Source organism: Pristimantibacillus sp. PTI5, from assembly GCF_048572955.1.
Classification (GTDB): Bacteria; Bacillota; Bacilli; order Paenibacillales; family Paenibacillaceae; genus Pristimantibacillus.
On record NZ_CP183886.1, the window covers coordinates 4,175,083 to 4,200,000 of the forward strand.

The window sequence follows — 24,918 nt, forward strand, 5'->3', positions numbered from 1 at the left end:
TGGATAGCGTTTCCAAATATTCATTCGACATGTATTGACAATGTAAGCGCTTTGCACTATTATAAGTTTAACAAAAGTATTAATTATTTAACAAATATGCTTACTTAGTGGATTTGTTGATAATTAATGGATCTTGTGAAGGCAGTACATTCAGGAGGGGTTCAAGTTGGCAAAGAAAAAAGGTTTATTCTCAATGTTCGCAGTCATGATGTCGTTAGTCGTAGTACTCTCTGCATGCGGTGGCAAAGACAACGCAGGCAACTCTGGTAACACAGGCAGCACAGGCGAAAAAACAGAATCCAAACAAATTTCTTTTATGTTTAGAGGCGGACCTGAAGAGCAAAAGGCATATGAGGCAACCGTTAAGAAATTCGAAGCGGACAACCCTGGCGTTAAAGTTAAAATCATCACAACAACAGGCGATCAATACGCAACAAAATTGAAAGCTGCTATTACAGGCAAAAGCGTTCCGGACGTATTTTATTTTGACCCGGGCGATCTGAGAGCGTATGCAAACGGCGGTGTACTTAAAGATATCACAGAATACGTGTCTGATGTAAAATTCGATAACATCTGGAAATACGGCGTTGACAGCTACCGTTACGACGGTGAAACCGTAGGCCAAGGCAGCATTTACGGCTTGCCGAAAGACGTAGGTCCTTTCGCGCTTGGTTACAACAAAGCAATGTTTGAGGCTGCTGGCATTCCGTTGCCGGATAAAGACAAGCCTTACACATGGGATGAATTCATTAAAGTTAACCAACAGCTGACGAAAGACAATAACGGTGACGGTAAAATCGACCAATACGGTACAGGCTTTAACGTAAACTGGGCATTGCAAGCTTTCGTATGGAGCAACGGCGCTGACTGGCTTGATGAAACGAACACAAAAGTAACAATCGACGATCCTAAGTTTGCTGAAGCCTTGCAATACTTCGCGGACATGCAAAATGTTTACAAAATTACGCCTTCTATTGAAGATGCGGCAACACTTGATACTTACCAGCGCTGGATGAAAGGCGAGCTTGCATTTTTCCCTGTAGGCCCTTGGGATCTGGCAACTTACGAAACACTGCCTTTCGATTATGACCTGATTCCTTACCCGGCTGGTTCTACCGGCAAATCGGCAACTTTCGTTGGATCGCTCGGAATCGGCGTATCTAACACTTCGAAGAGCCCTGAGCTTGCAGCTAAGCTAGTGACTTACTTGACTGCTTCGCCAGAGGGCCAACAGCAGCTGGTTGATGCCAAGGTTCAAATTCCTAACCTGATCGACATGGCTGAAACTTGGGCTGCTAATTCCGAAACGAAACCAGCGAACAAGCAAGAATTCCTTGATATCGTTCAAGATTACGGTAAACCAATGCCTAACACATTGACTTACAATGCAGAATGGTACCAATTGTTCTTCACAGACGTTCAACCGGTGCTTGACGGTAAAGTTACAGCTGCCGATTACGTGAAATCGCAACAGCCAAAAATGCAAAGCTTGCTGGATAAAGCGATCGAACAAGAAGCGAAATCAAAGAAATAATTGAGTTAATCATTTTTAACCCGCAAACAGTGATGCTAGCCCTCTCGGAGAGCTAGCATCGCTCTTATGCCGGGTGAATCAGGGGTGGAAGATGAAAACCAAGTCGAATCTCTATCGCAAAGAAAGCTACTACGGGTATTTATTTGTGCTTGCTCCCGTTCTTGGATTTCTCTTGTTTACGTTGTATCCGCTTTTATACTCGCTTTATGGTTCCTTTACCGATTGGGACGGCTTAGGCCGGATGGATTTTATCGGATTTGCCAACTTCAAAGAAATTTTTATGGATGAACAATTTCATAAAGCCAGCTTCAATACGCTTTTCATGATGATCGGTATCCCAATTGAGATAGTATTAGCCCTGCTGCTTGCCCTAGGCTTGAACCGAAAAATGTTTGGTACAACAACGTTTCGCGTCGTTTACTACATTCCGGTAATATCCTCGCTCGCGGCGATTTCGATTTTATGGCAATGGGCTTATAACGGCGACTATGGTTTAGTGAACCAGTTTCTTGCTCTATTCGGTATCGAGGGCCCCAACTGGTTAACTGATAAATATACGGTGAAACCGGCACTCATAATAATGATGGTATGGAAAAACCTTGGTTACTCGATGCTTCTATATTTGGCAGCGCTGCAAAGCGTGCCGAAAGACTATTATGAAGCCGCGCAGCTTGACGGGGCAAATGCTTTTCAAATTTTCAGGCATATCACGTTCCCAATGGTTAAACCGGTTACTTTCTTCATTGTCGTAACAAAGGTAATCGGCGGCGCGCAAATTTTCACGGAAATCAACATTATGACATCCACGGGCGGTCCGGAGTATAGCTCTGCCTCTGTCGTATTCTATGTTTGGCAAAAAGCGTTCGGCAACCTGCAAATGGGTTATGCCTCCGCAATGGCGATGATGCTTGGTCTATTCATCTTCGTGATCACGCTCGTTCAATTCAAGATGAATGAAAAATCGTCGAAGGACCTGGAATAACGACAACAGAGGGAAGGAGTGAGCATGACTATGCTATCGGCCAAAAAAATTAAAATATCAGATGTATTGATCTTTATTCTGATTAGTATCGGTGCTGTATTTATGATTGCACCGCTTGCTTGGACGGTTTCCACATCGTTTAAAACGAAGACGGAAGTATTCGCTTTGCCGCCTGTATGGATACCCGAGAAATTCGACTTCATTAAATACGTGGAGATTTGGGAAAAAGGACCTTTGCTCAGCGGTATTCAGAACAGCTTGCTGATTACGCTGTGCGTGACGATTATCGGAACGTTCACCTCAAGCTTAGCTGCATACTCATTTGCGAAGCTTCGTTTCAATCACAAAAACAAAATTTTCATGCTTTTGCTATCATCGCTCATGATTCCGTATCCGGCCATTATGATTCCTCAATTTATCATGTTTTCTGAGTTTGGCTGGGTAGACACGTTAAAGCCGCTGATCGTACCGGGCTTGTTCGGGAATATTATGATGATCTTCTTCCTGCGCCAATATTTGACCAGCGTACCTGGGGCTATTATTGAAGCGGCGAAAATCGACGGTGCTTCCTATTTTGGCATCTTCACGAAAATTGTTTTTCCGTTAATCCGCCCAGCGGTCGCAGCACAGGTCATCCTTTGGTTCATGGGAATCTGGAACGATTATTTGGCACCGATTATTTACTTGAACTCGCCGGAGAAGCAGACGCTTCAGCTTGTTATCGCAAACTTTAATGCGACCTATGCGATTCAAACGGATTATCCGTTAATTATGGCTGCATCCTTCGTGGCATTGCTGCCAATGCTTATTATCTTCCTGGTATTCCAAAAGCAAATCATCGAGTCTGTCGCTATTTCCGGCGTAAAGGGCTAGCAGAGAGGGCTAATGCGCATATGAGACCGACTAAAGCTGGCATACAGAAATTCACAGCAGTAAGTCTATTGGCTGCCGTTCTCCTCGCCGGCTGCTCGAAGGGCACGGCGGTGCAGGAGCCTTCTGCGCCGCCCGCTTATCCGATGTACGATACGGCCAATCTCCATAACGAGAAAAACTGGAATATCAGCAATGTGCATGATCCCTCTATTTTGAAGGACGGCGATACGTATTATGTTTATTCCACGGACGTGAAGGTCGGAGGAAGCAGCACGCCGGGCATTATGGTTCGCAAATCGAAGGACCTGATCAGCTGGGAATGGGTAGGCAATGCGTTTGACGGTATTCCTGCGGAAGCGGAGGAATGGACAGGCGCCACGAATCTATGGGCTCCGGATATTGAGAAGCTCGGCGATACGTATTATTTGTATTATTCGGCATCGACGTTCGGCTCGAATACGTCATATATCGGCGTAGCGACGAGCGCTTCTCCCGAAGGCCCTTGGACGGATCAGGGCGAGGTTGTCAAAACCTCCGGAGCAGACGAGCCTAATGCGATCGATCCGAATATTGTGACGGATGCGGACGGCAAGCCTTGGTTCGTGTTTGGTTCCTTCTTTGGCGGTATTTACGTATCGCCGCTGGATGAGAAGACAGGCAAGCTGGCGGAATCCGGCTACGGCACGAAAATTGCCAAGCGCAGTCAAGCTATGGAACAAGGCGCGGTTGAAGGCCCATACGTGGTCTATAATCCGGAGCAAAAGAAATACTATCTATTCGTGTCTTACGATTCCTTATCCTCTGATTATAATGTGCGTGTCGGCCGGTCGGATGCCATCACCGGTCCTTACCTGGACGCAAACGGCCGCGATATGCTGGATGACCAGTACGAGGCCCCGTTTGAGATCGGCAACAAGCTAATCGGCGGGTATCGTTTTTCCGAAGGAGAGGGCTGGATGTCTCCAGGCCATAATTCCGTGCTGCAGGATGGCGACGACTATTATTTGGTCCATCACGCAAGACCGGAGCAGGATCCGAACTGGATGTATCTTCATGTAAGGAAAATGTTATGGACGCAGGATGGCTGGCCGGTCGTTTCTCCTGAAAGATACGATGGGGAAACGCTGCAGAAGATACCGAAGGGAAGCATCGCGGGCGAATGGGAAGAAATCGTGCACGAGAAGCTGATCGACGGCCAGGTCGATTCGGATCCGTTAACGCTGCTGAAGAACGGCAAGATCGGAAGCGGCGAGGAAAAGGATTATTGGGAATTTGACGGTGACCATACGATAACCTTGTACTGGCATGACGCCGATGGAGCCGTTTTCGCTAAGGAAACGGCACTCCTGCTGCCTGCATGGGATTGGGAGCTTAATAAAGCCACGCTTGTTTTCACGGGTTTGAACGAACAAGGAACCGCGGTGTGGGGAAAACAAATAACAAGCGCTGCGAAGAAATAAGGACAAAGAACCAAGCCTCGGAATTCACTTCGCGAGGCTTGGTTCTTTTTTGTCTGGACTTAAGTATTTAACGAGGAATGATACCTGATCCTTTTCATTCGTCTGCAGTGCATTGTGATTGACCAGCAGTTCTGAAGCAGCGTGCAGCGAATTAATATCCGCTATTTTAAATTTAATCTTGCCTGCGGCAGCAGCCTCGCTCTTTCCGTCAAAGCCGCTTTTAACCTTATCGAACGAGGCGTTGAAGGCTTGCAATTGCTTAGAGGAAGGCGCATCCGCCGCAATGTTCCTCAGAAGGGTTTCCGCACCCTTAGAGTCGCCCCATTCGCCAGCCAAACTCGCCAGCGTAACATCCTTTTTCTCCAAAATCGTGTGTAAATGGCTTAGAGCATGCGTTTTTTCCGGGCTCTCATCCAATTGGGCAATGTTTGCCATCATTTTTCGAATGTTAGCTTCATTAAATTTAAAGCTGCTGGCTCTCGTAACAGCTGCTTTGCCTTTGTAATTAACGCTGGATATCGTATTTACCAGGCTATCATATTCTTTGAGAAAAGCGGAGATGACAGCAGGCTTATCCGTCATTTTATTCGCGAAAAACGTATCGGCATACTCTCTCTTGCTCAAAATGTCTGCCGTCATTTTTATGCCGGAATCAGTGCCTCCAGATGTGCAAACCGGTGAATCGGTATGGTCTCTTTCCGATAATAGCTTTCGATAAAACGTTATTCCCCTTTGTAAAACCGCATATCGTTTATCGATCTCGTCGCCCATCTTTTGTACGGTAGAGATGCGTTTGTAGTTCTGCAAAGGGCCTTCCTTCGACTTCTCCCATGCAGCCTGCTCTTCAAAATCATCCTCGTGCCCGGAAAGCGCGGCTGCCCGTTCATCTGCGGCGTCTCCGGCCCAAAACTCCATTCGTCCCGCGGCATTATTGTCTTTGTCATCAATAAAAATGACATTCAGGCCTAGCAGCGCCATCCCTTCCAAGCTTCCGCTCCGCATGCCGATGGATACCGCGTCGTTTTCTTGATGCAGCAGCTGAAATAAATAGCGCTGCGCATTGCGGTCGCGGAGAGAAGGGGCATATTCCTCGCCGGAGTTTTGCGGCTTCCAGAATTCCCCGAGATGCACGACTTCGTTCCGGGCGCCCAGCTCTTCTTTGGTTACGACCTCGTCACCGACAAAGACGAGCTGGCGGGCCGGAAAAGAAGCCTTCAGCTTAGCGGCTAACTGAAAAACCATAAGCTGATGCGAGTCGAGTTCCTTATGCGCGCCGCCTTTCTGCCCGCTGTTGCGTCCCCATAGAATGAGGCATTGTTTGCCCTTTAGTACGGGGTCCAGCATTACTTTTTTGTACTCCTCGATTTTCAGCTTAAGCGCTTGGTCTCCTTCGGAGCTACCAAGCTGAATTTGCTCCCGCAGCACTTTTGTTTTCTCGGGATCATGCAGGGCTTCGCCAATCACTCGCGTAGCCTCGTAGGTTTCTTTGTTCCAAGGTTTTACGGCGCCGGGCGTATGCTCGTTGTAGACGGTGGAATACCGGTCGGACGTGCCCTGGTAAGCGCGGTTATCGTCGGTTTGGCTGAATGCGATGCCCCCTGCTCTTTGCGCTGCATCAAAGTACTCCGGGAGCTGCTCGCGGTTTTTCAAAAAAGAGGGGCCTTGAATCCTCTTATTTATCTCCGTTTGGGGAGGAGGATCCTTTAGGAAGTTCTCGGCTTTTTCCGGGTGCGAGGGGGCTTTCCTCTGATCGCCCGTCAGCACCTTGACCGTGAGGCCGGAATCGACTAAAGGAACCATCGCGAGTCCGGTAGCATCGCCTGTCATATACTCGGCCGTACCGATACTGCGCCAATTGTAATGTTTGTTCAAATGATATTTAACGGCGTCCTTGGCCAGCTTATTGAAGCCCTTGCTGTCATTGCTGTATGTAAACGATTTGCCGTCCTTGTGCCAATCCTCCAAGAAGCTGTTCAGCTTAGAGAAGCTAAAGCCGAGCAGCAGCTCCTGCTCCAACTGCTCCTTGATATGCGGCGGCTTCTCCTTCATGACTTCGTCCATGATCTCGGAGGGAGAGACGTAATAAAGCATTTTGGACTTGCAGTATTCCAAAATATCATCGCTGCCTGCATTATCCTCTATCGCAATTTTTCTTTGGACAACGCCCTGCGCCGACATAAGCTGCGTAACGGCGCGGTTTCCCATGTTTTTTTGTAAGTGTAAGAGGTTTGCAGAGGATACGCCCGCTGCCGATTGCTCTCTTAAAGCAGTAGTATGCTGCTCTTGAGAAGGCATGTTTTGCTTCTGCATGCTCTTGCCTGCTGCTTGAGATGTATTTTCTTGAGAATGAAATGCCATACTATCATTCACTTCCTTAATTTTCATATTCCCGTTTTTATTATAACCTTGAGCAGCGGAGAAGAGTAGCGGCGCTTTCATTTGGAGGAGCAGGAAAAAGACCTAACATTCCATTGAAATTAGTTTAGAACTAAAATATAATAGTTAAGCTGTAAAGTAATTTCAAAGGGTGTGGATAATCAAATGGATCAAGCAGAATCACAAAAGGTGCGTTTCTGGCCTATAATGGTAGCAATTTTTATCGGATCGTTTTTATGCGTATTGGCGTCAGCTACGATTAACCTGGCGCTCGAAATTTTAACGGATCATTTTAATACGACGCTGGGCTCTGTGCAGTGGACCTTAACCGGGTTTATGCTGGCGATGGGGACAACGGCGCCTATAGCCGGTTACTTAGGTGAAAGATTCAGTTACAGACGCCTTTATCTGTTTTCATTAATCGGCTTTACACTGGCATCTATACTGTGCGCGACGGCATGGAGCGAAGGCTCGCTCATTTTTTTTCGTGTGCTGCAAGGCGCATTCAGCGGGCTAATCATTCCGGCTACGATGTCGATTATATATCAAATCATTCCAAGAGAACGCCAAGCGATGGCCGTTGCCTTCTGGGGCTTGTCCGCGATGCTGGCACCTGCTTTCGGACCTACCATCAGCGGCTGGATTCTGGAAAACATGAATTGGCAGTGGCTATTCCTTATGAACATTCCCATCGGGTTGGTTGCCATAGGCTTCGTGTATGCCTACATTCCTTATTATCGGATGAATATTCCAAAAAGCTTCGACGGGCTTGGCTTCTTGACGGTAATCATAAGCAGCTCATCCTTGCTTCTTGCGCTTGGCCAAGGCCATAACTGGGGCTGGGGATCTTGGAAGATCGTTTCTTTGTTCGCTGTCGGCGTGATTGCGCTGCTTCTATTCGTATGGCGCGAGCTTACGACAGAAACGCCTTTGCTTAACCTAAGAGTGTTCAAGGACAGACGTTTTACCTTGAATGCGGTCATCTCTAATATTATTACAATCAGCTTATATTCAGGCACCTTGCTGACGCCGGTATTCCTTCAAAGAATCCAGCATGTATCGGCGATGGATACAGGCATGATTTTGCTGCCGGCTTCATTGGCGATGGCGCTGCTGATGCCCGTTGTTGGAAAGCTTTACGGTATTATCGGGCCGCGCTGGCTCATGTCCGGCGGAATCGTCCTGCTCACGGTCGGTACGCTGGCATTAAGCTGGTTAAGCGTCGATGTTTCCCATTCCTATGTCATATGGTGGATGATCGTTCGTAATATCGGGATCGCGTTTGTCGTTATGCCTTCAAGCAATGCGGCCATGGAGCAGATTCCTGCCGAGCTCTCGGGGCATGCTTCAGCCATTACGAACTGGACGCGGAATGTATTCGGCTCGTTTGCCATCGCGATCTTCACGACGATGCTCGCATCGAGATCGGTTTCGCATGCGACCGATTTAATGAAAGCCGGAGATAACAATGAGCTTCATATTGGAATCATGTCATTTACGATGAGCGTGAACGATGTCTACGTCGTTGCTACATTGGTAGCAGTCGCTGCGCTTCCGCTCAGCTTATTCATAGGAAAGACAAAGCGCGGAGAGCGGCCGAGTACAAAGCCTGAGAAAGAAAAGGCAGGAGTCAAACCCGTAACGGCAACGGTTTCGGGCAAATAATACGGCATACGCCGCAAGCGCTTCTCACAAGACGCTGCGGCGTATTTTTTCGAATAATTGTTCTTTATTAAGAACCATTTAGGTGTTATATTATACATATTGACGCTATGGGGCTGCGGCGATTGTATTTTTCAATCCATATCGTTCTTTATGAAGGATGCTTAACGTTGTTAAAGGCTTGTACCGTTTATTTTACAAATGCGGGGGTTAAGGTAGATGAAGAATAAGAATACGGGCACATGGAATAGGAATACGATTCCTTACATGCTTCAAAAAAGAGCAGCCGAAAGCACGCATGACGTTGCCTACAGCTTTCCGACTCTCGATCAGCACTATACGTGGCGTATGGTTTGGGAGGAGTCGCGGCTGCTGGCCAAAGGTCTCCTGCGGCTCGGCGTCAAGAAAGGCGATGCGATTGCCATCCTAATGCCGGGCAGAGCGGAAATGGTGATTTCGATGTTTGCGGCAGCCTGCGTCGGTGCGGTCATCGTGCCGATTAATACCTATTCAAAGAAGCTGGAGCTCCAGCATTATTTGAAGGACGCCCGGCCGGTCGCCCTGATTATGGGGAGCGAGGCGCAGCATAACCATTTTCCGGCGATCATGCAGGAAATCGTTCTGGATTGCAGCAAGGAAGGTGCAGACGGCGATTGGCTGCCGGAGCATATTTTTGTGCTGGATGAAAAGAATGAAGGCGTTGAGCCTTTTCAATCCTATTCGGATTTGGCTATGCTCGGGTCGGCTGTGGAGGAAAAGGTTTTTTCAGCAGCCTGCGAAGCGTTAGTCCCCCAAGACCCGCTCATTCTTCTATACACCTCCGGCACGCTGGGCCTTCCGAAGGGCGTTATGCGCTCCACGGCTTCGTTCTTGCTATCGTCTAATTTGGTTGATAAGCCGGGGAAAAGCAGTTCTTTGCTAATGATGCTGAGCGATAAAATCACGCGGTTTTTTTCAGTAATGAATTTGCTGCCTTTATACCATCTTGGCGGATTTGCCACCCTTTTTACCGGCTTGAAGGCCTGTAATATCCGGATTGTCATGCTTGGCCACTTCAATCCCCTAAACGCGCTGTCAGCCGTTGAAAAAGAAAAATGCAGGGTGCTTATAGGCACACCCTACATGATTCAGCAAATGATGCTGTCCCCAAAAAGAAACGAATATAATTTAAAATCATTGCTCGGCATCGCATTTACCTCAGCCGCGGTGAACAATACGATTTTGCAAAAAATCATGAAAAATTTGAATCTGTATTTTTTTATGGTAAGTTACGGCTCTTCGGAAGCCGGCTCTGTCGCCAACGGAACCTGTTTTATTAATCGCAAGAACAGCTTGCCGCTGCTATTGCTGTACAGGATGCTTAGCCATACGAATCTTTTTAGCGGGTTGATTCATTACAAGGAATTTGAGAAAGGCACCTACAGCATTGGGGGAAAGGTCGATAAGGTTGTAGAGGTGCGCATACTGAATCCCGAGACGGGAGAGGAACTGCCTCCCCATGAGCATGGCGAGATCGCGATTCGGAGCCACAGGGTAATGCGCTATACCAATGACGCCTATGACAAAAAGTCGGTCACGGCTGACGGCTGGTACAAATCCGGTGACCTGGGCTTTCTGGACGACCGAAGCCATTTAACGATTACGGGTCGGCTGCACAGAATGATTAGCCGCGGCGGCGAGAAGATTTCTCCTGTGGAAATTGAAAATGTGCTGCTGCGGCATAAGGATGTGGAGGAAGCTCTCGTCATTGGCGTGCCGGATGAGCTTTACGGAGAGCAGGTTTGTGCCTGCATCGTCGCCAAGCAAGGGGCAAGCCTAACTCCGGAGAAGCTGAAAAATGATTTGGCGCCTTATTTGTCGGCTTTTAAGCTGCCTCGTTACATCGTATTCCTGCCTATGTTCCCGCTATCGCCTACAGGCAAAATATCCATTGCGGAAATCAAGTCGCTCGTGCTGAATGGGACGGGAGAGCTGAGGAAAAATGCGTAAATACTATCCGGGTATTACTATGTTTAAGCTGGCGGGCTCTTTGCTTGTTCTCGTTGCCCACCTCATGCTCATCAAATATATGGCGCTTATGCCGGGGCAAGCGATCATTCAGTTTACTTCCTTGGCGACCAGAGTGGTCGTGCCTTGCTTTTACGTCGTATCGGGTTTTCTAGCTTATAAAAGCTGGAGCCATGCGGTTGACCCGCGGTTGTATATGCAAAAATATTTCAAGCGCATCGCAATCATCTATTGTTTTTTTTGCGTTATTTTCATTGCGCAAAGCATCGTGCCGAAGCTGATCAGCGAGGGTCTGTCAGCCGGCAATCTCGTTTTGCAAGCTAAGATATTGTTTATGGCTATTGTCCTGAATGGTCCCTTTATTCAATTTTGGTTCATTCCTCCGCTTGTTTTCGGTTTGCTCGCTGCCTATTGGCTATTCCAAAAGCAATACGTTCGGCCTGCCGTTATTTTGGCGTTGACGGGGTTTGTGGGCATTCAATTCGTATCCGGCAGCTTGAAATATGTGTTAGGTGTCACGGCACACAGCTTTCCTCCGATCGATCCCGCGTATCTCGACTATTTGAATTTATTTGCGACCCGGTATATCGGTTTCGGCTTCACCTTTGTTACCGCGGGCGTTCTGCTTGCGAAGTTCGAGGATAAACTTATGCAAATCAAGGTGAAACCAATTTTAATCTTTTCGGTCATTCTAACCTTAGGAGAGACGCTGCTTTTGCTGCTGTTTAGCGAATGGACGACGGAATACAAGCTTACCTTCAGCGTGCTTCCGAATACGCTTTTGATTTTTTACGGCATTCTTCGTATCCGAAGCGAGGCCGTCCATAAATATAACAAAGTCATCGGCTTGTTCAGCATGGTCACGTTTTTCGGGCACATCTTATTCATGGTTGCTAACTTGTGGCTGCTTGGTTGGAGCATCGAGCGTATGAACGCAGGACAGGATCTCACGCTGCTGCTTCTGACCTTGCTTGAATGCATCGCGGCTACGGCATTCTTACGCATGTTCGCCAATACATTGTCCGCCAGGAAAACGAGAAGCGCTGCGTTATAAGATTATTCTTCTTTTAGCAGCCCGCTGTAATTGAGGCTATCAGTGCTTTGTATTTCAATAACCCGGCGGCTAAGCTCTTGCTTGTTTTTGTAGGCGATAACGGAAACGAGACTTTTCTTTGCAAATGGGATTTCGTTATTCTCATCGATTGGCGACCAGTATAGCGTGTTACCGGTTGCGGTTTGCATGCTTTTCCCCTTGTGGACAACCTTCGGAGACGAAGGAGACCATGTCAACAGGACTCCTTCTGTTACGATGACTTCGATCCGATCCGCGTCTTCTGCGTCGATGCGGATCGGAAAGCCGGGTACGCTGCTCATTAACGGGCTGTATGTCCCGAGAGGAAGCAGAACGTTTGGTTTCATGACAACGGGGGCGCCGTCCGCCGCATAAGCGGTAATAACAAAGCCGGTTAATGCCGATTTGTTATCAGGCTGTAAGAACGAGGCCCCAAACACCATTACTACAATAAACGAGCAGGCAGCAGCGAAAAGGGCGGCTCTTCGGAGGCTGTTCTTTTTTGTCGGCTGCCGTTGCTGTGCCCGGTTTATAAATTGCTGCTTCAACTCCTCGCTTGCAGTAATTTCTTCCATTCCCTTTTTATATTTATTCATTTACAAATCCTCCGATCATGCTTTTTCTTAGCAGCTCGCGGGCACGGTGGAGCTGCGTCCGCACGGTATTCTCGTTTCGGCGCAAGAGTCCGGCAATTTCCGCGGTGCTGTAGCCTTCGAAATAGAAGAGATAGATAACGATGCGGTATTTTTTCGGCAGCTCCAGCACGCAAGCAACAACTTCGTTGTTCTCTTGCTGTACGATCGGAAGCGACGCTTCGTTAATGGGGCTAAAAAGTTTTTTCCACGGGCTTCGCAGCGCATCTTTACTGGCATTAATCGTTATGCGAATGATCCATGCTTTTTCATGCTCGGCATGCTGAAAGGTTTTATGCTGCTTAGCGATTTTTATAAAAACTTCTTGGCAAATATCCTCCGCGTCAGCACGGTTTTTAACATAGGTGAAAGCAATACGCAGCATCATATCCGCGTAACGATGGACCAGCTCGGCTAAATCCTCTCTCGAAAATAACGTCTTGCTCGGCATTCGCGTCGACTCCTTCATCCCTAACACGTTCCATGCGGTCAAAATGTTTCAACGGCAATAATAAAAAAATCCCGACCGGCGAAGGTCGGGATTTTATCGCGCTGCTTATTTAAAGAAACCGTTAAAAATTTCAACGACCTTATCCTGATCATGAGAGATGGACAGCATGACGTAATTGCCGTGACGGATAATTTTATAATTTTTTGCATCCTCGTATTGATCCTGCAAATACGTTTCGAATGTTTTCTGGATTTGTGCGGCGCGGGCCTCCAAAGCTTCAGCCACCTCATCGTAGTTTTTCTCCGATTTCAGCTTTACGATCACAAGCTCGGTAGCCTTCGTATTCATCATCGCTTGCAGGAAGATGCTTTCTGACAGCAAAGCGCCCGCGTCAATCCCGTATACATCCTTAACGAGCTCTCCTTCTGCAGGGATCATGCGCGGCATCTCCATCTCGGCTAAGATTTTATCGGAAATATCGGATACTTTCACATCCTCAGACGGCTTTACGGTAGGCTTAGGCGTTGGGTTTGGCTTTTGAGTTGGTTTTTGGGTTGGCTTTTGCGTCGGCTTCGCTGTTGCAGCCGGCTTCTGCGTGGGCTTTTCTTTTGGCGCCGTTGTTTGGGCAGGCTTTCCGCCGGATGGTTTGCCGGTAGGCTTAGCCGTAGCCGCGGGCTTTACTACTGCTTCTTCCGTTGCAGCCGGTTCACTCGTTGCAGCGTCTGCCGTAGGTTCTTCGGTAACAGCCGGCTCGTCCGTTGCGGGATTATCGGTAGGCTGCTCCGTAACCTCGGCTTCATTCGATGCATTTCCAGCTGATGAGTTATTAGCCGGTTCGTTTCCGGTATTATTGCAGCCTGCAGCCAGCATGGATACGGTGAGCGCAAGCACGGCTATTTTGGATAGTGATTTTTTCGCAGGTAACATCTAATTTCTCTCCCTATAAATAAAGTCGAACACTAGACGGCAGTGTCCGACAAAAGGTTGCAAGGCTACCTATTATTTAAAAAGGAGCTTATTGCTCGCTTTTAACGCTTTCCTCTTCCTCTTCAGCGTCCTCAGGCGACTCCACGAGGCGGAAGTCATCCGTTTTCTCGCCATCCTCCCAGATCTCGACAAACAGGGCATCGCAATGGTCGAAGTCAGCTGATTTTAATGACAGCGCTTTTTCCTCGTCTGAGCCTACATACACATTTTCCAAGCCGTCTTCATTAAACGATTGAATCACATAAATTTTCATGGGGCTAATCCTCCAACATATTCATATTGTAGCAGTATACCACAAAAACCTACGTTATTTCTTTCGGGATAAGTGTGTTAGAATGATTGCATTCTTATAAATATTGTGTGCCTTAAGGAGATAGAGGAGGGATACCGATGCAGCTTATTCATGCTGAGAATGTGCAGCATAGGATTGATAGTTTGAAGGAGCAGGAGCTTTACGTTCATCTTGAAATGACAACGGGGGCTTATGCTGCCCATCTCGACAGCACGAAACATCCGGCAGCAAACTTCATTACCAATGCGATGATTCGTTATTCCCACGGATCGATTGCAGGAAATGGGCCTTACAGGGTGGGGCTGAAGATGGAGCATGGCTGGATATATACAGAGGGCTTGACGCACTGGGAAGAGAACGAGACGGATAGGCTGCTGCTTGCCGGACATGATGCACAAGGAAAGCTGATCGTTTCGCTGCAATTAAGCAGGGAACCCTTCTAATGAGAGAGGAGATAGGAGAAGCTATGGCTCAAAATGTTTTGGTTATATTTCCGCATCCTGACGATGAGGCCTTCACGGTATCAGGTACGCTGGCTAAGCATATAGAAAGCGGATCCTATGTTACCTATGCCTGTTTAACGCTTGGAGAGATGGGCCGAAATATGGGGATTCCGCCGTTTGCTAATCGGGTAACCCTTCCGCATATACGAAAATTGGAGCTGGAGAGATCTTGTGAGGCTATTGGGATACAGGACCTTAGAATGCTCGGCTTTCACGATAAAATGATTGAGTTTGAAGACCAGGTACAATTAGATGGCCAAATTGACGCGCTCCTTAAAGAGCTTCGTCCGTCACATGTCTATACCTTTTACCCGGGCTTCAGCGTTCACCCGGATCATGATGCATGCGGAGCGGCTGTCATTCGCGTCATCGGCAAGCTTCCACCGGAGGAGAGACCTGCAGTTTACTGCGTGGCTTTTTCCAAAAACCATCAACAAGTATTAGGCAAGCCTCATCTAGTAAATGACGTTAAGGATTACTTGCGGCAAAAGATGGCCTCTATCGAAGCACACCGTTCCCAGTTCCAGGCGGCGGAATTGGTCGGCAATAAAAAGCTGGAGGACGAGGAAATAAAGGAGCGGTTCGGAACGGAGCGCTTCTGGATTTATCCGTTTAATTAATGCTAGAAACGCAAAGGGGACGGCTATTGCAGCCGTCCCCTTTGCGTTTCGTTATATATGGCTGAAGAAAAGATCCGAATAATAGAAGTCTATGATTGCTGCGACACGGATAAGCCCAGGCCTTCAGCGACCCGCTGTCCGTATTCCGGGTCCGCTTTGTAGAAGTGGCCGATTTGGCGAAGCTTAATTTCATCCTTCTCTACGGGCTTCATGGCACCGACGATCGTGTCGACGAGTCGTGCTCGCTCCTCTTCGCTCAGCAGACGGTATAAGTCGCCGGCTTGCGTATAATGGTCGTTATGGTCAAAAGAAACGCTGTCTGCCTGGCCGGAAACCTCGAACGGGGCAGGCTTGTTCTCCGGCGATTCCGTCGGTCCGCCATAGCTGTTCGGCTCGTAATAAATAGAAGCACCGCCATTGCCGTCGGCACGCATTTGCCCATCGCGCTGATGGTTGTTTACTTCAGAATGTGGACGATTGATCGGCAGCTGGTTGTGATTCGCGCCAACCCGGTAGCGATGAGCATCGGAATAGGCAAAGAGACGGCCTTGCAGCATTTTGTCAGGAGAAGCCTCGATGCCCGGCACAAACGAACCTGGGGAGAACGTCGCCTGTTCAACTTCGGCAAAATAATTTTCCGGGTTGCGGTCGAGCACCATTCGTCCAACCTCGATCAGCGGGTAGTCTTTTTGCGACCATACCTTCGTCACGTCAAACGGATCGAAACGATATGTATTTGCATCCTCAATCGGCATGATTTGTACATAAAGCTTCCAAGCCGGGAAATCGCCATTTTTAATCGCATTAAATAAATCCTCGGTATGGTAGTCAGGGTTATCGCCGGCAAGCTGCGCCGCAACCTCGGGAGCTAAGTTTTTTACGCCTTGCTCGGTTTTGAAGTGGTATTTAACCCATACGGCTTGCCCTTCATGGTTTACCCATTTGAAGGTATGGCTGCCGAAGCCGTGCATATGTCTAAGCGTAGCCGGAATACCGCGATCCGACATTAGAATCGTTACCTGGTGCAAGGATTCAGGGGATAAGGACCAGAAATCCCAAACCGCATTCGGATTTTTGAGATGGGTTTGCGGATGGCGTTTTTGCGTATGAATGAAATCAGGGAATTTGATAGCGTCACGAATGAAAAACACAGGCGTGTTATTGCCGACCAAATCATAATTTCCTTCTTCGGTATAGAACTTCACGGCGAATCCGCGGGGATCGCGAACCGTGTCGGCAGAGCCAAGCTCACCGGCTACGGTGGAGAAACGGATGAACATTGGTGTGCGTTTGCCTACCTCGGATAAGAAGCTGGCTTTGGTAAAAGGGGTGACATCATGCGTAACTTGGAAGTAACCGTGTGCGCCTGCGCCCTTCGCATGAACAACGCGTTCTGGAACACGTTCTCTATTGAAATGCGCAAGTTTCTCCAATAGGTGAACATCCTGAATTAACGTGGGACCGCGTGAGCCGGCTGTCATCGAGTTTTGGTTATCTCCAACTGGAGCGCCAGTGCTAGTCGTAAGCTTGTTCTTCTCTGTACTCATAATAGCTTCACCTCATTGATTTTGTATGATTGCACCTCAACTAATATGTTACCGCTTTCCAGAGGAAAATCAATATTATTTTGGAATCATTATAAATAAAATTTTTCTCCAAAATGTGATTAATTGTGCGGTTCCGCATAACGTTCAAGCGATTTTGTCGCGGATTCCAGCATGCGCCGCCTTAGCTGGCCGCCCTCCAAGATCCGGACCCGTTTTCCGAGGAAGCGGGTTTTTTGAAGCACGAATTCGCTCTCGTTGCTGTTGAAGTATAAACGAATCGTGTATTCGTTTGTTTCCGGTGCGTAGCTTACTTCCTTCTCAAAACAAGAAAAAGCGTATAAAATACGCGAAAGCTCCCCGTTGTATCCTGGCACGACGAGTATATCCGCATTCATGCTGCGTTTGCAGATTAAAGCATGGACGATGGCGGTTAACTGCTCGTAATCTTCCGCTTGGCATGCTTGCTCGCTTATTTCCGCGAGCTTCTCCAGTCTTGTACTCATCAGCATCCGATTATTTATATGATACCAGAGCAAATACCATTCCCGTTTAACCATCGAATATTCAAGCTTATAGGGAAAGCCTTCTTGCAGCTCGGAAGTTCGTCCGTTTTTTATGGTGTAGCTAAATCGAAGGATCGCCTTGTTCGTGATGGCTTGCCTGAGCTGCCGGACCTTCGGATGATAGACATGGCGTACCCTGCTTGCGGCTTTGTGAAGCAATCCGCCAGTTTCCAAGCCTTGCTCTTGCCCTAATACATCCTGCAGCTTGCGATAGGTTTCCGGCGCAAAAGCATGGGCGGCAGCCGGATGCCCGAGCATCATTTTCAGCCAGCCCCGCTCATGCGCCGTTATAATGAAGGTTCCCGAATCCTCAAGCTTGGATAGGATTTGGTAATTGAATATTTTCTCAAAGGGATTCATAGTAGCCTTTAATCTCCTTCCATTCCGCAATCATCTCTTCCCGGAGCTTCAAGGGAGCCAGCACCTCGCAGCTGGAGCCGAAGCTCCGAATCCACGGCTTGATCTCAACGATGCCGTTCACTTCTATCTCGTAGATAAAAGAGTCCCCGGTCTCTTCCGTAATGCTCCCCCATTGTCCCTGCAGGAGAACACGCTCCTTGACGAAGTTCGATATGCCGGGTCCAGGATGGAAGAAACGGGCTTTTACCGTAACGGGCTTGCCCGTATCGATGAGCCAGCTCTGCCGGATCCGCTGTTCAAGCTCGGATGTATGGGCTTCATAGTCCGCTTCGGGAGCCGCATCCCCTTCGGAGATTTGGGTCAAACCTTCCAGACGGTATTTCTTAATGCCATGGCGGGGATGGCGGCCTAGCAAATACCAACGGCCGTATTGATGGTCATAGACGACCTTTAGCGGGAGGATCATCTCCTGGCTGCCTTCGGTATCCCTCTCAAATAAGGGATTAGTGTTCTTGGAGGCGTAGCTCGTTTCTTTTTTTGGCGAAAAATATAGGAAGCTGACGAAGCGCCGGCTGCGAATCGCGTCTAGCAGCGTAAAGAGATGGGCCTCATCCAATATACGGGAATAATAGTGGTACTTATATAAGAAGGACTCGGCGCGGCCGTAATCGCCCGGATTGCGGGCCATATGCTTTTTTAACCCGTCACGAAGCAAATATCCGTGCAATGAAGGCAGCTGGGTATTGGCCATAATGTCTACAAAATCATATAAATCCTGCAGCTCCTCAGGGGATAGCGCCGTGATCAAATCATTATATGTCCGGTACCGGAACGGGCGCGTTCCCGGCTCTTTTTGGATGACCCCGACCTGCTCCAAATATTTAAGATCGCCCCGTATGGTCTTCTCGTCGGGAAGCGCAAGCTCCGGCGGCATGCTGCCGCAGCAGAGATCAAGCAGCTCCATTGCGGTCAAAGCTTTCTCGTGCATAGCCGCAAGCAGCAGGGATAGACGCTGGCTTTCCGATTCCTTAAGTGATTTGGCCCGAAACAAAAACAGCAGCATGGGATCCGACGAATCAAGATAGCTGTAGCGGACCGTCTCCGCAAACTCTTTTCCTTTGTCCGCGGGAAGCTGCTGGTAAACCGCGTTAGCGATTTCTTTCAAACGTTTGATGGTTTTATCGAAGGTATGAATGGAGATGCCGAGTCTGTCTGCGTACTGCTGACGATTATATGCCCCGCTGGTAAGGACAAGCATGCGCAAAAACTGGATCTCCTTATCAAAGCTTTCTCTCGCCATGCAGGGGTTCCTCCGTCCAAATCGATATTCTTTATCTATCTTAACAGGAAGATTGCCGATTTGAACAAAAAGGAAAATTTTCCTTTGTCGTCATACTTTCGCCATGTTCACGCCCTCCATAAACATGCAAAATAAGGCTCATAAGAAGGCGGTACGCCGGAAGAATGAGAGCAAGAAATAGGGAGGTTTTACAATGCTGATGCAGCATAAGAAGCATGGCGGCAATCACCATGAGCTGGTGCTGGAGCATGGCCGACTCCATGTTTTCGCAAACAATGAGGTATTCCAAACGTTCGGAGAAAAAGTATATGAAATGGCAAACCATAACCTGCAAATTCCGCGGAATCAATATATGAGCTACACCCCAGACGCGCATGTCGGCATCGGAACCTGCATTGGGACAACGGCGGTATGGAATATGAAGGACGGTTTCGTGTCTCCCTCGATCGTCGGATCGGATATCGGCTGCGGGATGCGTGTTCACACCACTCCGCTGCATAAGCGGGATATTAAGGAGAAGGATGTTCGCAGAGCGTTGATTGCGGCGATCGAGAAATACGTGCCGACAAACGAGCGCAAAAATACGAACTACGACGATATTGATGTGTTGAGCGTAGTGGAGCATGGTCTGAAGGGGCTGCCTGAAAAGTATGTTCCGAATCAACAGTGGCTGACGCATGTGGAGCAATCGCATTTTGCATTCGATACCGCTTATCTGAAGCAGCTTCCTCCGAAAATTTTGAAGTATGCGCGTGGCCAGCTCGGTTCGCTCGGAAGCGGGAACCATTTTATTGAGATTCAGTACTTGGAGATCAATGAGGCCTATGCGGACTTAGCTTCAAAATGGGGCCTGTTCGACGGCCAGGTTGTCGTCATGATCCATTCCGGCTCCCGCTCTTGGGGCGGGATGGTTGGCCGGGAGCATAACAAGGCCATCAAGGAAGCCATGAACCAGTGGGGCGTAAGCAATCCGGACCCGAATTTGATTTATGCGCCGATAACGAGCCAAGAAGGGCAGACCTATTTGAATCTCATGTATTCCGCGCTCAACTTTGCCGTTAGCAATCGGCATATGATTGCCTTCGGCGTTCGCGAAGCCTTTCGTGAGGTATTCGGAGCGGGCATGGAAATGCCCGTCCTCTATGACCTGATGCATAATTACGCGCTGAAGGAATTTCACCGTAACCAGCCGATGCTCGTTCATCGCAAAGGAGCGACACGGGCGTTGCCGCCGGGACATTTTTTGAATACGCCTGTCTATAAGGAAACGGGGCATCCGGCACTCATTCCAGGCTCTATGGGAACGTCGTCCTACATTATGGTAGGGAAGGATGAAGGGTTGAAAAACTTCTATTCCATCTGCCATGGGGCAGGCCGGGCAAGATCCCGTAAAGCAACGAAGCAGCTGGTGACCGTCGATGAGTTCGAGCAATCGCTGAAGGTTGGCACCGATGACGAGATTCTCGTGAACCACGCTTCCTTGCAGACGATTCTCGATGAATGCCCGCAAGCCTACAAGGATGTGGATCAAATCATCGACAGCGTCGTTGGCGCATCCTTAGCTGCCGTGGTAGCCAAATGCAAACCGATGGCAGCCATTAAAGGCATCTAATCTATCGCGATCACTTTCGCTATTAAAGATCACTTCAATAATAGATGAGATTCATGTCCGAATGGCGTACCTTGGCTGGGATTTTCGAAAATCCCGCAGTGCTCGCGCATCCTATGCGCCTGTATGCTGTATGTTCCATCCTGGCGGAATCTCCCCATATGAAAGAGTGGGGCTTATCCCCCTCTCTTTGACAATCGCCTCCAAAGCGACGATGCTCTTCGGAGCACCCTAACTCCCTTCCAAGGAGAACTTTCTGTTGACTCTGCCTTTAACAGTGGCTCTCGGAGGATGCCTAGGCATCCTCGCTGCAGCAATGCCTATGCAATCGGCGGATACCGTTCGGAGCAGGCTGTCTCTTATTGCCAAGCAGGAAATAGAATGCAAACGAATGGATCATGCATTTGAATGCGTCTGGGCATGCCGAAGCGATAAAACAGCTCCACTCCTTACTTAAGCCTGATTCCGGCCCAGCCGCAGGAGAGCTTCTGTTACCAAGGCCACCAAAACCGCAAAGAGGTGTTTATTCATGTTCGAAAAAGTAATCATCAAAAACGATGAACGCGGTCTGCTTTTCAAAAAAGGCAGCTATATCAAGCTTTTGCAGCCGGGCGTATACCGGCATGCTTCCTTTGCAGACGACAGTGTTATTTTGCAAAATGTAACGAAGCGCTTCGCCGTTCCGAACAAGGAGTTGAGTCTGTTTCTTCAGGATAAGCAGCTGCTGGAGGAGTTAACGGTTGCTGACGTGCAGGATTACGAGTATGCGCTGCATTTTGAGGACGGAAAGTTTAATTCGCTTCTGACAGCGGGCCTATATGCTTTCTGGAATGCGGTCAAGAAGCACACGTTTATACGCGTTGACATTAGAAATCCCGAAATATCGGAGGAGATCGACCGTTCTTTGCTCTCGAAGCTGCAGGGCTATATTCAAATGTTCGAAGTTGCCAGCCACGAATCCGGCCTTCTTTTCTACAATAACGTATTGCAGAGGGAGCTTCGTCCCGGCCGGTATTATTTCTGGAAGGGTCCTACGAGCGTGCAGGTGAAAACAGTCGATTTGCGCCAGCTTCAGCTGGACATGACCGGCCAAGAAATTATGACGGAGGACAAGGTCACGCTGCGGCTCAACTTCGTATGCCAATATAAGGTTGTCAATCCGCTCAAAGCGTTCCAGATCAAGTCGTTCGAGGAACAGGTATATATTATGCTGCAGCTCATTTTGCGGGAGTATGTCGGTACGCTTAAGCTGGATGATTTGCTGCGAATGAAGCAGGAAATCGCGACGTTTGTGCTATCTCGTTTGAATGAGCAGAAGGAGCATTACGGCGTGCAGTTTATATCCGCGGGCCTCAAGGACATTATTTTGCCGGGCGACATCAAGGATATTTTGAATACGGTGCTGCTTGCGGAGAAGAAGGCGCAGGCTAATCTTATTACGCGCCGAGAGGAAACAGCCTCTACCCGAAGTCTCCTCAACACCGCCAAGCTGATGGATGAGAACGTTACGCTGTTCCGGCTGAAGGAGCTAGAATTTCTGGAGAAAATTTGCGAGAAGATTGGCACGATTTCACTCACGGGCGGCGGTAATTTACTAGAACAGCTAAACTCGCTGCTTAGCTTAAAAAGCGTGGATAAACCATGATGAAACCAGCTGAAGAGGCTGTCTCGAAAAGGCTTGATTGCCTGCGGAGACAGCCTCTATTTATAGGTTGATTCTACATTTTATAGGGGATATATTAAATTATTTTGTTTGATTCCAGCTTCGATTTTTGTTATCTTTGAACCTGCATGTCTTTTGGGGTTACCCTTTAATTTGCTAGAAGAGCATGAAATACATCTACAATTTAGGAGAATACCATGACTACAAAGCTGGATAAAGCAATGGATAAAGCAATGGATAAAGCAATGGATAAATTTTGGCCGCAGCTGACGTATCCCTTATCGTTTGCGGATGCGCTGGGCACATTATCAAAGCAGCAATTGACTAGTATTCGTACGAATTTGCAAATTAGCAACCTAAGCTCACTCAATAAACAGGGCCTGGTAGAAAAGCTGGCTGTGAAGATTCCTGAGCATCTCTCGGAAGCGGTGCGCTGCTTTGACCAAAACCGGATTAAGCTCATTCAAAAAATAGTGAAAAACGACGGCATTTGGGATAAGCCGCTGCTGGAGCTTCAGCAGTATGAATATTTCCGCGAGCGCGGGCTTCTTTTTCCGGGAACGGTAGAGGGGAAGCGGGTTGTCCTCATGCCTTTGGAATTACTGGAGACAATGAAAGAGGGCAATGCGGTACAAGATCAGCCGAACGTCAGCCGCAGCATGGAATGGATCCGGATGACGCAGGGTTTGCTTTACTATTATGGAACGTTAACCGTTGAACAATTAATATCGTTTGTTGTTTCCGAGGGGGACGGCGCGGAAGCGTCTAAGGAGTTTATGGATGTCTTAATCGACGCCTCTCACTATTATGACCAATTCGAAATCCATGCAGATGATACGATCTCCGACACTCGGGTGGCAGATCCGCAAGCGATTATGAAAGAACGTTCGCTAAGGCATGATCTGGATTTTTGTCCGTTTACGAAGCAGCAGCTGCTTAAAGCGGGAGAGCCTGAGTATGTTGAGCGGAACAGCCATTATATGAATCTCGTACGCTTTGTCCTTCACCGTTACGAGATAGACCGGGAACAAGCGGATTTAATGGCAGAGGAAATTGTGGATGCTGCCAAAAACGGAAGCTCTCTGGCAGAAGTAATCGAATTGGCGAGGGAATTCATCGATATCCCGAACGAGGAAACGATGAATGCGGTAACGAATTTGTTGGTTCCTTTAATGAACAGCACCAAGCAGTGGGCCATCAAAGGGTATTCCCCTGAAGAGCTGTCTGCGAAGAGAGCAAGCGCCAGCATGCTGCTGAATCATGTTCCTAATCAAGCGCGGCAAGCTGAGGTTATCGATCTACAGTCCAAGCAAAAAATCGGACGCAATGACCCTTGCCCTTGCGAAAGCGGTAAAAAGTTCAAAAAATGCTGCGGCTAGCAGAGCAGGCCGTACGAAGCAAGACCTAATCGAGCTGGGGGCATGCGCCGTGAGACAAAGCCAGCAAGGACTTTATTTAAGAGGCGTCAGACTCCTTAGAGAGACGGTACCCTCCTTCGATGCTTACCCTTTTCATCTGAATGCTATACGTACCTTGGAGGAGCTGGAGTTTCATCCCAAGGTAACCTACATTGTCGGTGAGAATGGCATGGGAAAATCTACGCTGATGGAAGCGATCGCGATTGGACTCGGGTTCAATCCGGAAGGCGGGACGATTAATTTTAATTTTTCTACCGAAGAGACGCATTCCGAGCTCCATCGCTATTTGAGGCTTGTCCGCAGCGTGAATAAACCGAGAGACGGCTTTTTCTTTCGTGCGGAGAGCTACTATAACGTGGCGACAAATATTGATCAAATGGATCGCGAGACACCGAGAGGACCGAGATTAGTCGATTCCTACGGCGGGAAGTCGCTCCATCAGCAATCGCATGGCGAGTCTTTTTTTGCGGCGTTCCTCCATCGTTTTAGAGGAAATGGACTCTATATGATGGATGAGCCGGAGGCGGCATTGTCTCCTTTTCGACAAATGGCGATGCTTTCTCGGATTAACCAGCTGGTCGGGCAGAACTCACAGTTCATTATTGCGACACACTCGCCTATTCTAATGGCCTATCCCGACGCGGTGATTTATAATTTAACCTCAGAGGGCATTGAGCGCACCACATTAGAGGAAACCGATCACTTTATATTGATGAAGCAGTTTATTAATAACCGGGAAAAGATGCTGCATGAGCTTTTCTTGGAAGATGAACAATAAAGGAGCGGTTTAGGATGTCATTAGAAATCGAACGCAAGTTTCTGCTGCCGGAATTTCCGAGTGCTTTAGTTCAAGAAGCGAAGCTGAAGGTGCTTTCCGAGCAGCGAATCGAACAAACCTATTTAGCCATAGACGAAAATCAGGAGCTGCGCGTTCGGCGCATCGTTGATTTGGCTAGCGGCGAGGTTACGTATACGCATACGTTTAAACTCGGCAATGGTTTGCTGCG

The 24,918-nt window shown here is 48.3% G+C and carries 22 protein-coding genes (1 of these 22 only partly in view); 14 read left to right on the forward strand and 8 right to left on the reverse strand.

Annotation, left to right across the window (positions count from 1 at the left end; translation table 11 throughout):
- Positions 1–166 precede the first annotated feature (166 nt).
- The 4 genes from ACN6MW_RS18610 (at position 167) to ACN6MW_RS18625 (ending at position 4,849) form a co-directional block, all read left to right on the forward strand.
- Positions 167–1,534 (forward strand): ABC transporter substrate-binding protein, encoded by a 1,368-nt coding sequence (locus tag ACN6MW_RS18610; RefSeq protein WP_419871547.1) that lies wholly within the window; start codon positions 167–169, stop codon positions 1,532–1,534.
- Between the two features lie 91 nt (positions 1,535–1,625).
- Positions 1,626–2,516: a carbohydrate ABC transporter permease gene (locus tag ACN6MW_RS18615; RefSeq protein WP_419871548.1), complete on the forward strand. Its 891-nt coding sequence runs from the start codon at positions 1,626–1,628 to the stop codon at positions 2,514–2,516.
- A gap of 30 nt (positions 2,517–2,546) precedes the next feature.
- On the forward strand, positions 2,547–3,389 hold the full coding sequence (locus tag ACN6MW_RS18620) for a carbohydrate ABC transporter permease (RefSeq protein WP_419876386.1): 843 nt from the start codon (positions 2,547–2,549) through the stop codon (positions 3,387–3,389).
- Positions 3,390–3,409: 20 nt separating this feature from the next.
- Positions 3,410–4,849, forward strand: a complete 1,440-nt coding sequence (locus ACN6MW_RS18625; protein ID WP_419871549.1) for an arabinan endo-1,5-alpha-L-arabinosidase — start codon at positions 3,410–3,412, stop codon at positions 4,847–4,849.
- 24 nt (positions 4,850–4,873) lie between these two features.
- Here ACN6MW_RS18625 and ACN6MW_RS18630 read toward each other — a convergent pair whose 3' ends face one another.
- A complete protein-coding gene (locus tag ACN6MW_RS18630) occupies positions 4,874–7,207 on the reverse strand; it encodes a hypothetical protein (protein WP_419871550.1) in 2,334 nt (777 codons plus the stop codon).
- Positions 7,208–7,390: 183 nt separating this feature from the next.
- Here ACN6MW_RS18630 and ACN6MW_RS18635 point away from each other — a divergent pair, with 183 nt between their 5' ends.
- From ACN6MW_RS18635 to ACN6MW_RS18645, 3 genes are all read left to right on the forward strand, one after another.
- A complete protein-coding gene (locus ACN6MW_RS18635) occupies positions 7,391–8,890 on the forward strand; it encodes a DHA2 family efflux MFS transporter permease subunit (protein ID WP_419871551.1) in 1,500 nt (499 codons plus the stop codon).
- Between the two features lie 216 nt (positions 8,891–9,106).
- Entirely contained in the window at positions 9,107–10,876 is a 1,770-nt protein-coding gene (locus ACN6MW_RS18640) for a class I adenylate-forming enzyme family protein (protein WP_419871552.1), read from the forward strand.
- The gene (locus ACN6MW_RS18645; RefSeq protein ID WP_419871553.1) at positions 10,869–11,948 is read left to right on the forward strand and encodes an acyltransferase family protein; all 1,080 of its coding nucleotides are present in this window, start codon (positions 10,869–10,871) and stop codon (positions 11,946–11,948) included. Before ACN6MW_RS18640 ends, ACN6MW_RS18645 begins: the two co-directional genes overlap by 8 nt.
- A gap of 2 nt (positions 11,949–11,950) precedes the next feature.
- Here ACN6MW_RS18645 and ACN6MW_RS18650 read toward each other — a convergent pair whose 3' ends face one another.
- The 4 genes from ACN6MW_RS18650 to ACN6MW_RS18665 all read right to left on the reverse strand — a co-directional run bounded on the left by ACN6MW_RS18650 (position 11,951) and on the right by ACN6MW_RS18665 (position 14,289).
- Complete coding sequence (locus tag ACN6MW_RS18650; RefSeq protein ID WP_419871554.1) at positions 11,951–12,562, reverse strand: hypothetical protein; 612 nt, start codon at positions 12,560–12,562, stop codon at positions 11,951–11,953.
- Positions 12,555–13,049: a sigma-70 family RNA polymerase sigma factor gene (locus ACN6MW_RS18655; protein WP_419871555.1), complete on the reverse strand. Its 495-nt coding sequence runs from the start codon at positions 13,047–13,049 to the stop codon at positions 12,555–12,557. Before ACN6MW_RS18655 ends, ACN6MW_RS18650 begins: the two co-directional genes overlap by 8 nt.
- Positions 13,050–13,154: 105 nt before the next feature.
- A complete protein-coding gene (locus ACN6MW_RS18660; RefSeq protein WP_419871556.1) occupies positions 13,155–13,976 on the reverse strand; it encodes a DUF4358 domain-containing protein in 822 nt (273 codons plus the stop codon).
- Positions 13,977–14,064: 88 nt separating this feature from the next.
- On the reverse strand, positions 14,065–14,289 hold the full coding sequence (locus tag ACN6MW_RS18665) for a hypothetical protein (RefSeq protein ID WP_419871557.1): 225 nt from the start codon (positions 14,287–14,289) through the stop codon (positions 14,065–14,067).
- Between the two features lie 137 nt (positions 14,290–14,426).
- Here ACN6MW_RS18665 and ACN6MW_RS18670 point away from each other — a divergent pair, with 137 nt between their 5' ends.
- Positions 14,427–14,771 (forward strand): YojF family protein, encoded by a 345-nt coding sequence (locus ACN6MW_RS18670; RefSeq protein ID WP_419871558.1) that lies wholly within the window; start codon positions 14,427–14,429, stop codon positions 14,769–14,771.
- A 23-nt stretch (positions 14,772–14,794) separates the two neighbouring features.
- Positions 14,795–15,451: a bacillithiol biosynthesis deacetylase BshB2 gene (gene bshB2 / locus ACN6MW_RS18675; protein WP_419871559.1), complete on the forward strand. Its 657-nt coding sequence runs from the start codon at positions 14,795–14,797 to the stop codon at positions 15,449–15,451.
- An 89-nt stretch (positions 15,452–15,540) separates the two neighbouring features.
- On the opposite strand, the gene katA is transcribed toward bshB2, so the two are convergent.
- From katA to ACN6MW_RS18690, 3 genes are all read right to left on the reverse strand, one after another.
- A complete protein-coding gene (katA, locus tag ACN6MW_RS18680; protein WP_419871560.1) occupies positions 15,541–16,998 on the reverse strand; it encodes a catalase KatA in 1,458 nt (485 codons plus the stop codon).
- 119 nt (positions 16,999–17,117) lie between these two features.
- Positions 17,118–17,921 (reverse strand): WYL domain-containing protein, encoded by an 804-nt coding sequence (locus ACN6MW_RS18685; RefSeq protein WP_419871561.1) that lies wholly within the window; start codon positions 17,919–17,921, stop codon positions 17,118–17,120.
- Entirely contained in the window at positions 17,908–19,221 is a 1,314-nt protein-coding gene (locus ACN6MW_RS18690) for a helix-turn-helix transcriptional regulator (RefSeq protein WP_419871562.1), read from the reverse strand. The genes ACN6MW_RS18685 and ACN6MW_RS18690 overlap by 14 nt, the downstream gene beginning before the upstream one ends.
- Positions 19,222–19,414: 193 nt before the next feature.
- Here ACN6MW_RS18690 and ACN6MW_RS18695 point away from each other — a divergent pair, with 193 nt between their 5' ends.
- The 5 genes from ACN6MW_RS18695 to ACN6MW_RS18715 form a co-directional block, all read left to right on the forward strand.
- Complete coding sequence (locus ACN6MW_RS18695; RefSeq protein ID WP_419871563.1) at positions 19,415–20,833, forward strand: RtcB family protein; 1,419 nt, start codon at positions 19,415–19,417, stop codon at positions 20,831–20,833.
- A gap of 526 nt (positions 20,834–21,359) precedes the next feature.
- Positions 21,360–22,475, forward strand: a complete 1,116-nt coding sequence (locus tag ACN6MW_RS18700; RefSeq protein WP_419871564.1) for a slipin family protein — start codon at positions 21,360–21,362, stop codon at positions 22,473–22,475.
- A gap of 215 nt (positions 22,476–22,690) precedes the next feature.
- Positions 22,691–23,872 carry an SEC-C metal-binding domain-containing protein gene (locus tag ACN6MW_RS18705; protein ID WP_419871565.1) on the forward strand — a complete coding sequence of 394 codons (1,182 nt, stop codon included), beginning with the start codon at positions 22,691–22,693 and terminating at the stop codon, positions 23,870–23,872.
- A 49-nt stretch (positions 23,873–23,921) separates the two neighbouring features.
- The gene (locus ACN6MW_RS18710) at positions 23,922–24,689 is read left to right on the forward strand and encodes an AAA family ATPase (RefSeq protein WP_419871566.1); all 768 of its coding nucleotides are present in this window, start codon (positions 23,922–23,924) and stop codon (positions 24,687–24,689) included.
- 14 nt (positions 24,690–24,703) lie between these two features.
- On the forward strand, positions 24,704–24,918 hold the start of the coding sequence (locus ACN6MW_RS18715; RefSeq protein WP_419871567.1) for a CYTH domain-containing protein. 289 nt of this gene lie beyond the right edge of the window; 215 of the gene's 504 nt are visible here — the first part of the coding sequence; it begins with the start codon at positions 24,704–24,706; the stop codon falls past the right edge of the window.

Excerpts from the sequence above, each read along its gene's own strand:
- ACN6MW_RS18615 (WP_419871548.1), top strand. The coding sequence starts at position 1,626 with ATGAAAACCAAGTCGAATCTCTATCGCAAAGAAAGCTACTACGGGTAT.
- ACN6MW_RS18620 (WP_419876386.1), top strand. The coding sequence starts at position 2,547 with ATGCTATCGGCCAAAAAAATTAAAATATCAGATGTATTGATCTTTATT.
- ACN6MW_RS18625 (WP_419871549.1), top strand. The coding sequence starts at position 3,410 with ATGAGACCGACTAAAGCTGGCATACAGAAATTCACAGCAGTAAGTCTA.
- ACN6MW_RS18630 (WP_419871550.1), bottom strand. The coding sequence starts at position 7,207 with ATGGCATTTCATTCTCAAGAAAATACATCTCAAGCAGCAGGCAAGAGC.
- ACN6MW_RS18635 (WP_419871551.1), top strand. The coding sequence starts at position 7,391 with ATGGATCAAGCAGAATCACAAAAGGTGCGTTTCTGGCCTATAATGGTA.
- ACN6MW_RS18640 (WP_419871552.1), top strand. The coding sequence starts at position 9,107 with ATGAAGAATAAGAATACGGGCACATGGAATAGGAATACGATTCCTTAC.
- ACN6MW_RS18645 (WP_419871553.1), top strand. The coding sequence starts at position 10,869 with ATGCGTAAATACTATCCGGGTATTACTATGTTTAAGCTGGCGGGCTCT.
- ACN6MW_RS18650 (WP_419871554.1), bottom strand. The coding sequence starts at position 12,562 with ATGAATAAATATAAAAAGGGAATGGAAGAAATTACTGCAAGCGAGGAG.
- ACN6MW_RS18655 (WP_419871555.1), bottom strand. The coding sequence starts at position 13,049 with ATGCCGAGCAAGACGTTATTTTCGAGAGAGGATTTAGCCGAGCTGGTC.
- ACN6MW_RS18660 (WP_419871556.1), bottom strand. The coding sequence starts at position 13,976 with ATGTTACCTGCGAAAAAATCACTATCCAAAATAGCCGTGCTTGCGCTC.
- ACN6MW_RS18665 (WP_419871557.1), bottom strand. The coding sequence starts at position 14,289 with ATGAAAATTTATGTGATTCAATCGTTTAATGAAGACGGCTTGGAAAAT.
- ACN6MW_RS18670 (WP_419871558.1), top strand. The coding sequence starts at position 14,427 with ATGCAGCTTATTCATGCTGAGAATGTGCAGCATAGGATTGATAGTTTG.
- bshB2 (WP_419871559.1), top strand. The coding sequence starts at position 14,795 with ATGGCTCAAAATGTTTTGGTTATATTTCCGCATCCTGACGATGAGGCC.
- katA (WP_419871560.1), bottom strand. The coding sequence starts at position 16,998 with ATGAGTACAGAGAAGAACAAGCTTACGACTAGCACTGGCGCTCCAGTT.
- ACN6MW_RS18685 (WP_419871561.1), bottom strand. The coding sequence starts at position 17,921 with ATGAATCCCTTTGAGAAAATATTCAATTACCAAATCCTATCCAAGCTT.
- ACN6MW_RS18690 (WP_419871562.1), bottom strand. The coding sequence starts at position 19,221 with ATGGCGAGAGAAAGCTTTGATAAGGAGATCCAGTTTTTGCGCATGCTT.
- ACN6MW_RS18695 (WP_419871563.1), top strand. The coding sequence starts at position 19,415 with ATGCTGATGCAGCATAAGAAGCATGGCGGCAATCACCATGAGCTGGTG.
- ACN6MW_RS18700 (WP_419871564.1), top strand. The coding sequence starts at position 21,360 with ATGTTCGAAAAAGTAATCATCAAAAACGATGAACGCGGTCTGCTTTTC.
- ACN6MW_RS18705 (WP_419871565.1), top strand. The coding sequence starts at position 22,691 with ATGACTACAAAGCTGGATAAAGCAATGGATAAAGCAATGGATAAAGCA.